This is a genomic window from Streptomyces sp. NPDC005752 (assembly GCF_040630715.1).
GTDB lineage: Bacteria > Actinomycetota > Actinomycetes > Streptomycetales > Streptomycetaceae > Streptomyces.
Map to the genome: position 1 here is coordinate 54,590 of NZ_JBEXYB010000028.1, position 14,603 is coordinate 69,192.

Here is a 14,603-nt window from a genome sequence, read left to right on the forward strand (position 1 = left end):
GGCTCGTCCACGGCGTTCATCGTTCGTTTATCGGCGGACGTCACTCTTACATCCATCGAGCCGTCGCGTCGGGGGGCAGGCGGATCGACGAGGGGCCGCCCCTCTATGGTGAACGGCCCAGAGGTGTCCGCCCGGCGATCCACGGGGGAATTGCCGGGCGGACGCGCCGATCTGTACGACCGCATGAACAACGGGAGTTGACACACGATGAGCGACGCCAAGAAGCCCACAGTCAAGCCGCTGGACAGCCACGCCTCCAGCGAGGAGCTCACCACCCTGGACAGCCACGCCTCCGGCGAGAAGCTCAAGGTCCAGGACAGCCACGCCTCCGGCGAAGAGCTGACCACACTGGACAGCCACGCGTCGGCTCCGACGCCCAAGTAGACCTCACACACACGGGGTGCGGCCGCGGCGGCGCGGAGGGGGAGCCGTCGCGGCCGCTGCATGTCCGCGGCGTCAGTAGAGCAGTTCCGCCGTGGCCTGACAGCGCTTCACCTTGGAGGCCAGGCGCGGGGTGTCCATCTTGACCGTCAGGGTCCTGGCCTCGTCGTAGTCCAGGTCGACCGTGGCCTCGCCCGTGTCGACGGTCCGGCCCGTGGAGTCCAGGAACTTCACGTCGACCTCGTACGTGTGCGAGAGGGACGCCGTCGAGCGGATCTCGACTGTCGAGGAGGTCACCGCCCTGCGCTTGCCCTTCTTGGGCTGGGCGCAGCGGACGACGCGGACGTCCGGGGCGTCCGAGGCGGTGGGGCTCGGCGTCGGGTCGGAGTACGTGGAACCGCCGGACGAGCCCGACGAGCTGTCGTCGTAGTCATCGTCGTCGTAGTCGCGGTAGCCGCTGTTGCTCTTCTTGGAGTTGGAGCAGCCTCCACCGCCGGAACCGCTGCGGCTCTTCCCGCTCTTGCCGCCGTGACTCGACGTGGAGAATCCGGTGAGCGCGAGCACCACCACGACCAGAACCGCCGCGAACCTCATCTGTCGCCGCACCATCGATGCAGCCCCCCTAGCTGTAGTCGGCTCCTCGGGCCGTCGCACGGCCGCGTGACAACGCTACTCACAGCATCCCCGCCCCTCACCCATGGGGCAGTCATGACCCTGTCACGGTCTTGTCATGGTCTCCGATGGCAGGGACGATCGGCCGGGCGTAGCGTCGAGCCGGGGAGCGGTGCGCACAGCCGTGCGCCATGGCCCGGGAGGCTGTCGATGATCCGCAATGTCCTCGGCTCCGTCGTCGCCCTTGTGGGAGCGGCGGCCGCCGTGCAGAGCCCCTTCCACAGCTGGTACGCCGACCGCCTCGGGCGGGACTACCGCATCCAGGACCTGTTCGGCGGCATCACCGAGGTGTCGTCGTCCGTCATGGGCTCGGTCCTGCTGCCGTTCCTGTTCGCCGCCCTGGTGACGATCGTCGGGGTCGTGCTCCGGTCACGCTGGGTGGTGGCCCTCGCGGGGCTCGTCGTCCTCGGCTTCACCGTGCTGTGGATGGTCCGCCAGGGGCAGGCCGCGGGAAGCCTGACGGTCGACGGCGCCGGCTCCGGCCTCCGCTGGGGCGTGGCGCAGGCCCTGGCCGGCGGTGTGCTGCTCCTGCTGGGCGCGCTGGTGATGTCGGGGCGCAGGAGAACGCGGCAGAGGCGGGCCGCCGAACCGTATCCGGTGCCGCCGGACGACCACCCCGACACCTGGCCGCCGACGCAGGAGCCGGGCCCGGCCGCGCAGACGTCGCCGGGGCCGGAGCCCGAGGCGGATCCGTACACCGGGCCCGGCCGGCACCGGGCTTCGCCCTCCGACGAGGACACCGCCCAGTACCCGGTCCAGTACCCCGACGAGGGCGACCGGCAGGACCGGGACCGGTATCACCCGCCCCACCCCTGAGGCCTCAGGTACGGGCCCTGTTGCCCGTCCCGGTGCCCTTCAGCGCGTCCAGCGCGTACACGCAGCGGTCCTTGCTGCAGGCGTACACGACACCCCCCTGCACCACCGGGGAACCCGTGATCTCACCGCCCGTGGCGAGCTTCCAGCGGAGCTGGCCGCCCGCCGCGTCCAGGGTGTAGAGCACATGGTCGGCCGAGCCGAAGTGGACCCGCCCGTCCGCGACCACGGGTGCGCCGACCACCTCACCGCCCGCGGCGAAGCGCCACTTCGGCGTGCCGGTCACCGCGTCCAGGGTGTAGAGCGCGCTGCCGCTTCCGACGTGCACGTTGCCCCCCGTCACCAGCGCGGGCTCGACGGACTGCCGTGCCTCCGTCGCGATCCGCCAGCGGTCCTTGCCGGTCGAGGCGTCCAGGGCGTACACGGTGCCGAGGTAGTCGGCGAGGTACACACCGCCGCCCGTGACCGCGGGACCCGGCGCGAAGGCGGGCGGGGAGAGGAAGACCGCCGGTGACTCGAAGTGCCAGCGCACCCGGCCCGAGACCGTGTCCACGGCCAGCACACGCGTCCCCGCGGCGACGTACACGAAGCCGTCGGGGGCGGGCGTCAGGCGGACCGGGACTCCGCCGCAGGACGCGGCGTCGCCGACGGGGTACGACCAGCGCTCCGTGCCGGTGCGCGCGTCGACGGCCCGCAGCCGGGCGTCCTGCCAGAGGTAGACCGTGCCGTCGTGGATGACGGGCCCGGCCTCCGGCGTCTCGAAGTCCGTCTGGACTCCCGTGGTCTCCCACAGCTTCTCGCCGCTGGACGCCTCCCACGCCTGCACGCCGCCGCCTCGCGTCCCGGTCAGGACGGTGCCCCGGTCGGCCTTGAGGGAGTACACCCAGGCGTCCGTCCGGAGCCGCCACCGCTCGGTGCCGGTCGCCGCGTCCAACGCGTACAGGGACGGTCCGTCCGAGGCGTGGATCCGGCCGCCGTCGACGGCCATCGACCAGGCCACGTCGCGGGTCTTGAACTGACGTCTCCCGTTGCCCACGTCCAGGGCGTGGACCTCGAAGGACGTCACGTACAGCAGGTCGCCGACCACGACGGGCGTACCCCATACGTCGTTCGACATGCGGAAACGCCACGGACGCCAGCGTTCCGGCGCCGCGTCGGGGGCCGGTGCGGGGGCGGGCAGCGGAGCGGCCGGAGCGGCGGAAGGGTGCCCGGCGGGCGGGCGCACCCAGCCGGTGGCCGGGTCGGCGTGCGCGGCGGCGGGGCCGCGTACGTCCACGGGGCGCGGTCCGGGGCCGATCGGCACCTGGGCACCACCCAGCCGTACGGGACCGCCGTCGGGGGCGGGCGCCGACACCGGGGCGGGGGCCGGCGCGGTCCGCAGGTCTCCGCCGCTGCGCCACGCCCCGCCCCAGTCGGCACCCGGCGGAGGCCGCTGCGGAGGCGGCGGCACGGCCACGGGGGCCGGCGCGACGGCGACGGTGCGGCCGCCGCCCCGGCGCTGCTCGATCATCGCGGTCGCGACGGTCGGCAGCCAGGCCGACGCCGTGCCGCTGTCGTCGCTGCCCGAGGCGAACAGGTGCGGGGCCAGCTGGGACTGCAGGTCGGCCGGGCTGGGCCGCCGGGTCGCGTCCATCTGCATGCAGGACTCGATGAGCGGCCGCAGATCGTCGGGGAGCCCCTCGGTGTCGGGGCCCTCCCGCAGCAGCATGAACACGGTCTCGACAGGATTCGCCCCGTGGAAGGGGGCGTGGCCCGTCGCAGCGAAGACGAGGGTCGAGCCGAGCGAGAACACGTCGCTGGCGCCCGTCACGCTGCGCGAGTCGCGGGCCTGCTCCGGAGACATGTAGGCGGGCGTGCCCACCGCCACGTTCGTCATGGTCAGCCGGGTGTTGGAGACGCCGGACGCGATACCGAAGTCGATCACCCGCGGGCCGTCCTCGACCACGAGGACGTTGGACGGCTTCAGGTCGCGGTGGACGAGGCCCGCCCCGTGGATCGACTGCAGGGCCTCCGCGATCCCTGCGGCCAGCCAGCGCACGGCCTGCGTCGGCATCGGACCGCACTCACTCACTATCTCCTCGAGGGAGGGAGCGGGCACGTAGGCGGTGGCCAGCCAGGGCACCGCCGCCCTCGGGTCGGCGTCGACCACGGCGGCGGTGTAGAAACCGCTGACCGCTCGAGCGGCCTCCACCTCCCGTGTGAAGCGGACCCGGAACAGCTGGTCCTCGGCCAGTTCCGTACGGACCGTCTTGATCGCCACCCGCCGGCCCGACGCCGACCTCGCCAGATAGACCAGCCCCATGCCGCCGGCCCCGAGCCGTCCCAGCACCTCGAACGGGCCGATCCGCCTCGGGTCATGCTGCGTCAGCTGCTCCACTTGCCTGCCACCTCCCCGTACGGACCTCAGGAACAGAAGCCCGCGAAATCCCGCCCTGTGCAGCGTCTCACCACTGGGCACCACTTGGCGGTGCGCACCCTGATTCTTCCTGTCCCGGGCCCCGGTTGCGAACCCGGGGGCGAGTCGGGGTGTTGTGTGGCACTCCATCCCTTTCAGGACACCTGCCGGGAAGGGACGGGAAGGCTAGGAAAGCAGTTCGGTCGGCTGGAGTACGGCGAAAGCCGCACCCTGGTCGTCCTGGAGGACCGCCGTCCGCCCGTACGGGATGTCGAGGGGCGGGGCCGTGATCCGGCCACCGAGGCGTACGGCGGCCTCGGCCGCGCGGTCGCAGTCGGCGACGGCGAAGTAGGTGAGGAAGTAGCTGGGCAGCATCTCGGGGAACGCGTCCGTGATCACCGCGCGCCCGCCGATCGCCGTGTCCTCACCCGGCTCGGCCCCGGCGGGCGACCAGATCCGGAACGGCTCGCCAGTCCCGTCGTCGCCGGGCAGTTCGACGTCGGTCCCCCGGAAGCCGAAGACCTCCTCGTAGAAGGCGTCCACGCGCTCCGGCTGCCGGGTGTGGACCTCGGTCCAGCAGAAGGCTCCCGGCGCGTTCGCCTTCTCGAAGCCGGCGCGCTCACCCGCCTGCCAGAGGCCGAAGACCGCACCCCCGGGGTCCGCCGCCTGCGCCAGGACCCCGGCCCCTCCGGCCCGCACCGGATCGGTGATCATCTGCCCGCCCGCCTTACGGACCAGGGCGACGGTGGCGAGGATGTCGTCGGTGGAGAAGTAGACGCCCCAGGTCGTGGGCATGCGGCCGTCCTTCTTGGCGGCCAGCGCTGCGACGAGTTCGCCTTCGCTGTACGCGTCGGCGAAGGGCATGCCGTCCCCGGCGTGGAAGGTCCACCCGAAGAGCCCGCCGTAGAAGCGCTTGCCCGCCTCCAGGTCGGAGAGCTGCACATCCACCCAGCACGGCGCGGACTGCGCGAATGCGGCCATGGCCCGGGTCCTTCCGTCGCGGTGAGGTCGCGGTGAGGTCGCGGTGACACCCCCGGCGCCCCGCGGCGGCGAGCTGTGGAGCACTGTGGACCGCGGCGACGGCGACCGTGACGCCCGTCACACTCAACGTAGCGTCGGGGGCCCCACGGCGCGCCCCGAGGGCCCGAATGGAACCTTTGCCCGAATCGTGAAGGCCCGGTGACCCTCGTGGACGGAAGTTGTCCACCGAAGTTATCCACAGGCTGTTGATAACACCATCACTCCGGAACGCGCCCGAGACGGTCCGAAGCGGCCGGGAGCGGCCGGAAGCGGATTGAAGAGCAATTCCGCGAATTGTTCGCGGGCGCACGAAAAGGGACTCAGGCGCCACGGGGAATTGCGCTGCTCACCCCGTCCCGACTGAAGCGTTCCCCATTTGCAGTCGGTCAGATCGCGCTCGGATCACCCCTCGGTAAGCTGACGGCATGACAGGACAAGTGCGCACCGTCGACGGCCGCGTGGCTGGTCGACGCGGTCAGGCGACGCGGCAGAAGCTGCTCGACTGCCTCAGCGAGATGCTCAGCTCCTCGCCGTACCGGGACGTCAAAGTCATCGACGTGGCCCGTAAGGCGGGGACTTCACCCGCGACTTTCTACCAGTATTTCCCCGACGTCGAGGGCGCCGTTCTCGAACTCGCCGAGGAAATGGCAAAGGAGGGAACCGGCCTGACCGAACTGGTCGGCGGGCGCTCCTGGGTCGGCAAGGCCGGCTGGCAGGCCTCCGAAGAACTGGTCGAGGGGTTCCTCGACTTCTGGCGCCGCCACGACGCGATCCTCCGCGTCGTCGACCTCGGCGCCGCCGAGGGCGACAAGCGGTTCTACAAGATCCGCATGAAGGTCCTGAACTCGGTCACCCACTCCCTGACCGAAGCGGTCAAGGAGCTCCAGACCAAGGGCAGGGTGGACAAGGACGTCAGCCCCGGCGCGGTGGCCGGATCCCTCGTCGTCATGCTGGCGGGCGTCGCCTCGCACCAGAAGGGCTTCACCACCTGGGGCGTGAAGCAGGCCGAACTCCGCCCGAACCTCGCTCTGTTGGTCCACCTGGGCATCACCGGCAAGAAGCCGGTCAGGTAGGCGCCGGCCAGGACTCCCCCGCACACACCGGACACCGCGCTCCTCCGCGGCTCCCCCGCGTCCTGTCTCACCGACGGCGGACCACCCCTGTGGTCCGCCGTCGGCGTTCCCGCACCGGCCCGCGACGCTGTGGAATGGACCCATGAGCGATGCACAGAACGACTTCCGCGACCTGCTCCGCGCGCAGCGCGTCTGGGACGTGCCCCTCCCCGGCTTCGACCCGTCCGGCGCACCCGCCGCTCCTCTCACCCTCTTCCACACCTGGTTCGCCGAGGCGGTGGCGGCCGGGCAGACCGAACCGCACACCATGACCCTGGCGACCGCGGACCCCGGGGGCCGGCCCGATGTGCGCACGCTGATGCTGCACGACGCGGACGAGCACGGCTGGCACTTCGCCACGCACACGACCAGCGCGAAGGGCCGCCAGCTCGCGGCCCGCCCGGACGCGGCGCTCGGCTTCTACTGGCCCGCCCAGGGCCGCCAGGTGCGCGTACGGGGCACGGCGGTCGCGGCGAGCCGCCAGGAGAGCCGGGCCGATCTGCGGGCCAGGTCCACCGGTGCGCTGGCCGCCGCGCTGACCGGATCGCAGAGCGCCGTTCTGCCCTCGCTGGAGGACCTCGTACGGGCCTCCGAGGCGGCCTGGCAGCGTGCGCGGGCGGAGCCGGACGCCGAGGCGGAGACCTGGACGCGGTATGCGGTCGAGCCGCAGGAGGTGGAGTTCTTCCAGGGCGACGACCGCCGCAGGCACGTACGGCTGCGCTACCGCCGGGACGGTGCGGGATGGACGCGCGAGCTCCTCTGGCCCTGAACCGGTCCTTATACGTCTTTTGCATGAAAGGGGCACTATGGGAGTCAGGTGAGCCACTGGAGGCACCCATGGCACGAACCCGTTCCCGCTACGCCCCCGACCGCGGTCTGACCACCCGCATGGTGAGCACGATGTTCTTCATCGGCCTGCTGTACGTGGTCCTGGTGGGCGTACTGCTGGCCGTCCTGCGCGGCGCCTGGCCCCTCGTCCTGATCCTGGCGGGCGGGATGTTCGTCGCCCAGTTCTGGTTCAGCGACCGCATCGCGGCGTACGGCATGGGCGCCCGGGAGGTCACCCCGCAGGAGGCACCTGAACTCCACGGGGCGATCGACCGGATCTGCGCCCTCGCCGACATGCCCAAACCCCGGGTGGCCATCGCGCGCAGCGACGTGCCGAACGCCTTCGCGACCGGCCGCAGCGAGAAGACCGCCCTGGTCTGCGCCACGACAGGGCTGCTGCGCAGACTGGAACCCGAGGAGCTCGAAGGCGTCCTGGCGCACGAGATATCGCACGTCGCGCACCGCGACGTGGCGGTCATGACGATCGCCTCGTTCCTCGGGGTCCTCGCCGGAGTCGTCACCCGGGTCGCTCTGTGGGGCGGCTTCGCCCGCAACAGCCGGGGCAACGACCCGGCGGGCATCATCATCATGCTCATCCCGCTGATCAGCGCGGTCGTGTACGCCCTCAGCTTCCTGCTGACCCGGCTGCTCTCCCGCTACCGCGAGCTCTCCGCCGACCGCACGGCCGCACTGCTCACCGGCCGCCCCTCGGCGCTCGCCTCCGCCCTCACCAAGGTGAGCGGGCAGATGGCCCGGATCCCGACGGAGGACCTGCGGAAGGCGGAACCGTACAACGCCTTCTACTTCGTGCCCGCCTTCGCCTCCAAGGAGAGCCTGGGCCGGCTGATCTCCTCCCACCCGACCCTCGAACAGCGCCTGGACCAGCTGGCCCGCATCTCCGCCGGCCTGTCCCACCCGTGACCCGTGAGGAGCCCGTCGTGGGCCTGCTCGACAGCATCCTGGGGCGCAGCAAACCGGTCCGCCCCGACCTCGACCAGCTCTTCGCGGTCCCCTCCGCGGCGCTCACCCTCCAGGCCGGCACCGGTTTCGCACCGACCGGATCCGGCTCGGTGTGCTTCGCGGGGGTGGAGGGCGGCACGTTCGCCCGCATCCAGCAGGAGGTGAGGGAGTTGCTCGACGCGGACACGGGCCGGGGCGGGATCCCGGTCGAGTTCAGCCGTGACGCCTACGGCTACACCTGGCTGCTCGCCCGCCAGGAGCCGGAGTCCGAGGGCACCGCGGCCCTGGTCAACGACCTGCACGCGGTCAACACCCTCCTGCAGGACGGCGGCTTCGGCCCCCATCTGCTCTGCTCGATGATCGGGTTCCGGAATCCGGAGGGGCGTCCGCTGGCGCTGGTCTACCTCTACAAGCGGGGCACGTTCTACCCGTTCGCCCCGGCTCCGGGCGGCGGGGAGAAGCGTGACAACCAGCTGGAACTCCAGGTGCGCGCCGTGCTCGGCGACGACCTCCGGGTGGAGGACGACCTGTCGCGCTGGTTCCCGGTGTGGGGAGCGCCGGGGCTCTGAGCGGGCCCGCTCACCCGCCCGTGATCATTTCGCAACCGATTCCCGCCCGGACCGGAACCCATCATGTCCATGTCCGATTACGCTCCGAACCATGCCAGACAGCACATCCACCCCCGGTGACGCCCAGCCCTCGTCGATCGACCGCACCGACGGCCGGCCGGTCTATGTGATCGGCGGCGGCCCGGGCGGCCTCGCCACCGCGGCGGCCCTGCGGGAGCGGGGCGTACGGGCGGTGGTCCTGGAGAAGTCCGGCGACGTGGGGGCGTCCTGGCGCCGCCACTACGACCGGCTGCACCTCCACACGACCCGCCGCTGGTCCGCGCTGCCGGGGCTGGCGATGCCCCGCAGGTTCGGTCGCTGGGTGTCGCGCGACGACATGGTGCGCTACCTGGAGAAGTACGCCGAGCACCACGAGCTCGAGGTGGTCACGGGCGTCGAGGTCTCCCGGATCGACCGGACCGACGACGGCTCGGGCTGGCAGCTGAGCGCGACCGGCGGCCGGGTGCTGACCGGACGCGCCGTGGTGGTGGCCACCGGCTTCAACCACACCCCGCGGATTCCCGGGTGGCCGGGGAGCGAGGGCTACACCGGCGAACTGGTCCACGCCTCGGAGTACCGCTCCCCGGCCCCGTACGCGGGCAAGGACGTCCTGGTCGTCGGCATCGGCAACACCGGCGCGGAGATCGCCGTGGACCTGGTCGAGGGCGGGGCCGCCCGCGTGCGGATCGCGGTCCGCACGGTCCCGCACATCGTGCGCCGCTCCACGGCGGGCTGGCCCGCCCAGGCGACCGCCGTACTGGTCCGCAGACTGCCGGTCCGGCTCGTCGACCGCGCGGGCCGCCTCATGTGCCGCGTCTCCGTCCCCGACCTGGCGGAGCAGGGCCTCCCCCGGCCCGACACGGGCCTGTACTCCCGGGTCAGGGAGGGCGCGATCCCCGTCCAGGACGTCGGGCTGATCGACGCGGTGAAGAGCCGCAGGGTGGTTCCCGTGGCGACCGTCGGATCGTTCGACGGGGACGCGGTGGAACTGGCCGACGGGACGCGTATCACCCCGGACGCGGTGATAGCGGCGACCGGTTACGAACGAGCCCTGGAGGGCCTGGTCGGCCATCTCGGCGTACTGGACCCGAGGGGCCGCCCCGTGGTGCACGGCGCCCGCACCCCGGCCGGAGCCCCCGGCCTGTACTTCACGGGCTTCACCAACCCGATCAGCGGGATGCTCCGCGAGATGGCCCTGGACGCCCGGAAGATAGCCGCCCGCGTGGCGAGGGCGGGCTGACCCCGGACGCCCGCCCGCCGGCCCCTCACACGGCGGCCGGTGCGCCCGCGTCCCGCCGACGGCGGATCAGCAGGGCCATGAGGGCGGCCATGGCGCACAGGGCGCCCGAGGCGTACCAGACGACGTCGTAGGAGCCGGTCACGTCACGGGCCACCCCGCCGAGGAACGCCACCAGGGCGGCCCCCACCTGGTGGGAGGCCAGGACCCAGCCGAAGACGATCGCGCTGTCCTCGCCGTACTGCTCGCGGCACAGGGCCAGGGTCGGCGGGACCGTGGCGACCCAGTCCAGGCCGTAGAACACGATGAAGAAGACCATGGGCGGGTGCACCGCGGGGGCCATCAGCATCGGAAGGAACAGCAGCGAGACACCCCGCAGCGCGTAGTAGACGGCCAGCAGCCTGCGGGCGTCGAAGCGGTCCGTGAGCCAGCCGCTGAAGATCGTCCCGATGATGTCGAAGACCCCGATGACCGCCAGCAGGGAGGCAGCGGCCGTGATCTCCATGCCGTGGTCGTGCGCCGAGGGGACGAAGTGGGTGCGGATCAGACCGTTCGTGGACGCGCCGCAGATGGCGAACGAGCCCGCGAGCAGCCAGAACGGGCCCGTGCGTGCCGCGTCGAACAGGACGCGCAGGGTGCGGGCGGCGGCCCCGGTCGCGGGCGCCGGCTTCTCCACGTACGCACCGCCGTAGGGGGCGATACCCACGTCGGCCGGGTGGTCGCGCATGAGCAGCCAGACGAAGGGGATGACGACGAGGGCGGCCAGCGCCACCGTCACGGAGGCGGGCTGCCAGCCGTGCCTGTCGACGATCCAGGCGCACAGCGGGAGGAAGACCAGCTGACCGGAGGCCCCCGCCGCGGTCAGGATCCCGGTGACGAGTCCCCGGCGGGCCACGAACCAGCGGTTGGTGACGGTCGCGGAGAAGGCCATCGCCATCGAACCGGTGCCAAGCCCGACGAGCAGGCCCCAGTAGAGCATCAGCTGCCAGGACGCGGTCATCCAGACGCTCGCCAGCGCCCCGGTGGCCACCGCCCCGAGGGCGACGACCACGACCCGGCGGATACCGAACCGGTCCATCAGCGCCGCGGCGAACGGGGCGGTCAGCCCGTACAGCGCCATGTCGAGGGAGACGGCGAGACCGATCTCGCCGCGTGACCAGCCGAACCAGGTGTGGAGGGGGTCGATGAGGAGACCGGGCAGGGAGTTGAAGGCCGCGCCGCCGATGATCGTCACGAAGGTGACGGCAGCCACGATCCACGCGCGGTGTATCCGGGGGAGGAAGCGGCGGCGAGGGGCGTACTCGGCCGTCGCGTTGTCCGTCGTCTGGGTCACGCCGATCAGCATCGGGCCGGCCGGCCGACCCGGGCGAGTGGCTGGAAGGACACGCTTCGCAGGGATCGGGCCACCGCGGGATCAGGTGCGGGACCGGACGAGGGCCCCTCCCGACCGCAGGCGGCTGTGGACGGCCCAGGCCAGTGCCGCCCCGACCGCGTACCAGAGCAGGTCCGGGGCGTTGAACGTCGAACCGAGCACCAGCCGTGCCGCCGTGCTCCGCTGTGCGAGTTCGGCCGGAACGCCGGTGAGCTGGGCGAGTTCGACGGCCCAGCTGAAGGCCAGGGCGGCACCCGCCGCCGTCAGCGGCCGCACCCGGGGCGCGAGGAGGACCACCAGGGTGTGGATCAGGACCGTGTAGAAGGCGTCGCCCGCGTACTTCGCCACGTCCCCGCTCGCCGCCGACCGGATGCCGAGGCCGGCCGCCACGGTCACGAGTGCGGCGGCCGCGGCCGTCGCGCGAACGACGACGGGCCGGGGAACGGATGCGGGGACAGCCGGCGTTCTCTCCATGGTCGGTACGTTTATCAGGCCACCACCCGTCACGCACAATCCGCGGAAGAGCAGGGGTTCCAGATGCGCCAGCGTGTCGTCGTGCTCGCCCTGGACGGGGTGATCCCCTTCGAACTGGGCATCCCGCAGAGGATCTTCGGCCTCGCGCGGAGTCCGGGGGCGCCCGGCAGGGGCGAGAAGCTGTACGACGTCGTGACCTGCTCCGTCCGTCCCCCGGGCCCCGTCCGCACGGACGCCGACTTCAGCATCCTGGTCGAGCACGGGCCCGACGCACTCGCCACCGCCGACACGGTCGTCGTCCCGGCCTCGTACGAACTCGGCTCCGTCCACGAGGAGGGCCGGCTCACCGGCGAGCTGGCCGCCGCTCTGTCGCACATCAGGCCGGGGACCCGGATGGTCTCCATCTGCACGGGCGGCTACGTGCTCGCCGCGGCCGGATATCTCGACGGCCGCCCCGCCACCACCCACTGGTCCTCGGCCGACCGCTTCCAGCGGCTCTTCCCGAAGGTCCGCGTCGATCCGGACGTCCTGTTCGTCGACGACGGGGACGTGCTGACCTCGGCCGGTGTGGCCGCAGGGATAGACCTGTGTCTGCACATCCTGCGCCGCGACCACGGCACCGCCGTCGCCAACGACGTCGCCCGCCGCACCGTCGTCCCGCCGCACCGTGACGGCGGCCAGGCCCAGTTCGTCCGACGCCCGCTGCCCGAGGCGGGCCTCGCCACGACGACGGCCGCGCGGTCCTGGGCCCTCGGACGACTGGAACAGCCGATCCTGCTGCGTGACATGGCGCGGCAGGAGTCGATGAGCGTGCGCACCTTCACCCGGCGCTTCCGCGAGGAGTCGGGCGTCAGCCCGGGGCAGTGGCTCACCCAGCAGAGGGTGGAGCGGGCACGGCACCTGCTGGAGTCCACGGACCTGTCGGTCGACCAGGTGGCGCAGGACTCCGGCTTCGGTACGGCCACCTCCCTGCGGCAGCACGTGCAGGCCGCGCTGGGGGTGCCGCCCACGGTCTACCGGCGGACGTTCCGGGCGAGGTCCACCGGGCGTCCGGCTGTGCCCTCGCAGACGCGCCCGGTCGCCTGACCGCTCCCGGACACCGGGACCAGCACGGGGGCACCGCGGTCGAGCTCGCACCAGATCCGTTTGCCGGCGCCTTCCGGCTGCCAGCCCCAGCGATCCGCCAGGCCGTCCACCAGTTCCAGACCACGGCCGCCGGTGTCCTCGCCCTCGGCGTGACGCGGCTGCGGCGGCCGGCAACTGGTGTCGGCCACCTCCACCCGGACCGTCCCGGCCGAACCGGCCGGATTCGCGGTGCCGAAGAGCATCCGCAGCACGGCCGGACAGCCGGTGTGGACCACCGCGTTGGTGACGAGCTCCGAGATCAGCAGGATCAGCGTCTCCGCGAGCGGCTCGTCGTCGTCCATCCCCGAGCCGGCCAGACGCGACCGCGCCCATCTGCGGGCCCGCCCCACCTCCGCGGGATCCGGCCCGACTTCCAGCTGAACCTGAAGCACCTGCACCGCTCACACCATCCGAACCGGCGGACACATCGCCTCGCGCCTCTTCGGGGTCACGGAACGTGACTCCCCTGCGAGACAGCATGGTTGACGTACAGTCACCGCAACAAGCGCTTCGGGCATATTCCAGCGCGAAGGAGTACGCGTGGTCCATAGTGTGCGACGCGTGCTGCGAAGAGTCGAACAGAAGCGCACCGGCGCCCGGGGGACCGCGTCCCCGTCGGGCCCCTCGCAGCTCCGTGGGCCGCGAGCAGGACACCGCGCGCCGCCCGGGGCGGCCACAGGGGTCGCACCCGGATCCTTCGGTTCCCGTACCGCTCGCATCCACCGGAGCGTACCCGAGCACGGGCTCGCGACTCCGCCCGGTGACAGATGGCTCCCGGTACCGAGCCGGCTCCCGGATGCGTTGCGTCACCCCCGGCGCACCGTCCGTACGCCCGTGGTCGGCCACGACCGCCGGGGCACGGCAGTGCGGCCCGGCCCGGGGGAAGCCGGGTCCGGGCCGCTGAGGAGCACGAGCTGCTCACCTGGTCGGGCGTCGAGGAGCGAGAACCGCGCTCCGGCCGACCGGGCACCGAGCGCCCGGTCCGGCCGGGTCGCTACGCGTCGGGCTCGATCACGGTGAAGTAGGCGGAGAAGGCGGCGACCGCGTCGTCCTCGGCGATCCGGCCGTCCTGGTCGGTGTCCAGGCTCCGGGCCGCGACGCTCGCGATGTCGTCCGCGGCGCCCAGCACCCGCAGCGCGCGCTCCACCGCGGCGACGGGGGCCGAGGCGGGGGCGGAGCCCTCGGGATCCGTGCCGGCGGCCACGGCGATCGCCGCGCGCAGGAAGGGCCGCGCGATCTCCGCGAAGCGGTCGGGGTTGTCACGCAGCCGTTTCACGGCCCCGCCGACGAACTCCTGCCGGGTGACGCGCTGGTCCCCGTCCACGTCGGCGATGCCCGCCATGCCCTGCCAGAACGCCTCGGCACCCGTGTAGAGCGACTGACCCCTGTCGCAGCGGGCCGTCGTACCGAACTCGGTGAGCAGACGGGCCGCGGCGGCGTTGAAATCTGCGCGATCGATGTAGCCGTTGCCGTCCTGGTCGAAGGCGGCGAAGCGGTGCGCGATCTTGCGCTCGTACTCTGCGCTGTCCATGCGGCGAGCGTACGACGCCGAGCGGGGCCACGTGTCACCAACCGTCCTCAGTGGTGTGACAACCTCGCTGCGGTA

The 14,603-nt window shown here is 72.3% G+C and carries 15 protein-coding genes; 8 read left to right on the top strand and 7 right to left on the bottom strand.

Translation table 11 applies throughout. The features are described 5' to 3' along the window. Positions 1 to 207: 207 nt before the first annotated feature. Positions 208 to 384, top strand: coding sequence for a hypothetical protein (locus ABZ441_RS23390; protein ID WP_358977452.1), 177 nt, complete (start codon positions 208 to 210; stop codon positions 382 to 384). Positions 385 to 456: 72 nt separating this feature from the next. On the opposite strand, the gene ABZ441_RS23395 is transcribed toward ABZ441_RS23390, so the two are convergent. Next, positions 457 to 990, bottom strand: coding sequence for a hypothetical protein (locus ABZ441_RS23395; protein WP_358977454.1), 534 nt, complete (start codon positions 988 to 990; stop codon positions 457 to 459). Between the two features lie 213 nt (positions 991 to 1,203). Between ABZ441_RS23395 and ABZ441_RS23400 the strand changes: the two genes are divergently transcribed. After that, a complete protein-coding gene (locus ABZ441_RS23400) occupies positions 1,204 to 1,869 on the top strand; it encodes a hypothetical protein (RefSeq protein WP_358977456.1) in 666 nt (221 codons plus the stop codon). A 4-nt stretch (positions 1,870 to 1,873) separates the two neighbouring features. Here ABZ441_RS23400 and ABZ441_RS23405 read toward each other — a convergent pair whose 3' ends face one another. Next, positions 1,874 to 4,243: a PQQ-binding-like beta-propeller repeat protein gene (locus tag ABZ441_RS23405; protein ID WP_358977458.1), complete on the bottom strand. Its 2,370-nt coding sequence runs from the start codon at positions 4,241 to 4,243 to the stop codon at positions 1,874 to 1,876. 204 nt (positions 4,244 to 4,447) lie between these two features. Beyond that, entirely contained in the window at positions 4,448 to 5,242 is a 795-nt protein-coding gene (locus ABZ441_RS23410) for a VOC family protein (protein ID WP_358977460.1), read from the bottom strand. A gap of 464 nt (positions 5,243 to 5,706) precedes the next feature. Here ABZ441_RS23410 and ABZ441_RS23415 point away from each other — a divergent pair, with 464 nt between their 5' ends. The 5 genes from ABZ441_RS23415 (at position 5,707) to ABZ441_RS23435 (ending at position 10,029) form a co-directional block, all read left to right on the top strand. Further along, a complete protein-coding gene (locus ABZ441_RS23415; RefSeq protein ID WP_358977462.1) occupies positions 5,707 to 6,354 on the top strand; it encodes a TetR family transcriptional regulator in 648 nt (215 codons plus the stop codon). Between the two features lie 142 nt (positions 6,355 to 6,496). Then, complete coding sequence (locus ABZ441_RS23420) at positions 6,497 to 7,162, top strand: pyridoxal 5'-phosphate synthase (protein ID WP_358977464.1); 666 nt, start codon at positions 6,497 to 6,499, stop codon at positions 7,160 to 7,162. 68 nt (positions 7,163 to 7,230) lie between these two features. Next, entirely contained in the window at positions 7,231 to 8,142 is a 912-nt protein-coding gene (gene htpX, locus ABZ441_RS23425) for a zinc metalloprotease HtpX (protein WP_358977466.1), read from the top strand. Positions 8,143 to 8,159: 17 nt separating this feature from the next. Beyond that, on the top strand, positions 8,160 to 8,750 hold the full coding sequence (locus ABZ441_RS23430) for a hypothetical protein (RefSeq protein ID WP_358977468.1): 591 nt from the start codon (positions 8,160 to 8,162) through the stop codon (positions 8,748 to 8,750). Between the two features lie 91 nt (positions 8,751 to 8,841). Next, positions 8,842 to 10,029, top strand: a complete 1,188-nt coding sequence (locus ABZ441_RS23435) for an NAD(P)/FAD-dependent oxidoreductase (protein WP_358977470.1) — start codon at positions 8,842 to 8,844, stop codon at positions 10,027 to 10,029. Between the two features lie 25 nt (positions 10,030 to 10,054). Here the strand turns inward: ABZ441_RS23435 and ABZ441_RS23440 are convergent, their stop codons facing one another. Then, positions 10,055 to 11,371, bottom strand: coding sequence for an MFS transporter (locus tag ABZ441_RS23440; RefSeq protein ID WP_358977472.1), 1,317 nt, complete (start codon positions 11,369 to 11,371; stop codon positions 10,055 to 10,057). Positions 11,372 to 11,440: 69 nt separating this feature from the next. Further along, entirely contained in the window at positions 11,441 to 11,872 is a 432-nt protein-coding gene (locus tag ABZ441_RS23445) for a DUF2809 domain-containing protein (protein WP_358977474.1), read from the bottom strand. 63 nt (positions 11,873 to 11,935) lie between these two features. Here ABZ441_RS23445 and ABZ441_RS23450 point away from each other — a divergent pair, with 63 nt between their 5' ends. Next, the gene (locus tag ABZ441_RS23450) at positions 11,936 to 12,958 is read left to right on the top strand and encodes a helix-turn-helix domain-containing protein (protein ID WP_358977476.1); all 1,023 of its coding nucleotides are present in this window, start codon (positions 11,936 to 11,938) and stop codon (positions 12,956 to 12,958) included. Here ABZ441_RS23450 and ABZ441_RS23455 read toward each other — a convergent pair. After that, the gene (locus ABZ441_RS23455; RefSeq protein WP_358977478.1) at positions 12,886 to 13,395 is read right to left on the bottom strand and encodes an ATP-binding protein; all 510 of its coding nucleotides are present in this window, start codon (positions 13,393 to 13,395) and stop codon (positions 12,886 to 12,888) included. The genes ABZ441_RS23450 and ABZ441_RS23455 overlap by 73 nt on opposite strands. A 596-nt stretch (positions 13,396 to 13,991) precedes the next feature. After that, entirely contained in the window at positions 13,992 to 14,528 is a 537-nt protein-coding gene (locus ABZ441_RS23460; protein WP_358977480.1) for an EF-hand domain-containing protein, read from the bottom strand. Positions 14,529 to 14,603 lie beyond the last annotated feature (75 nt).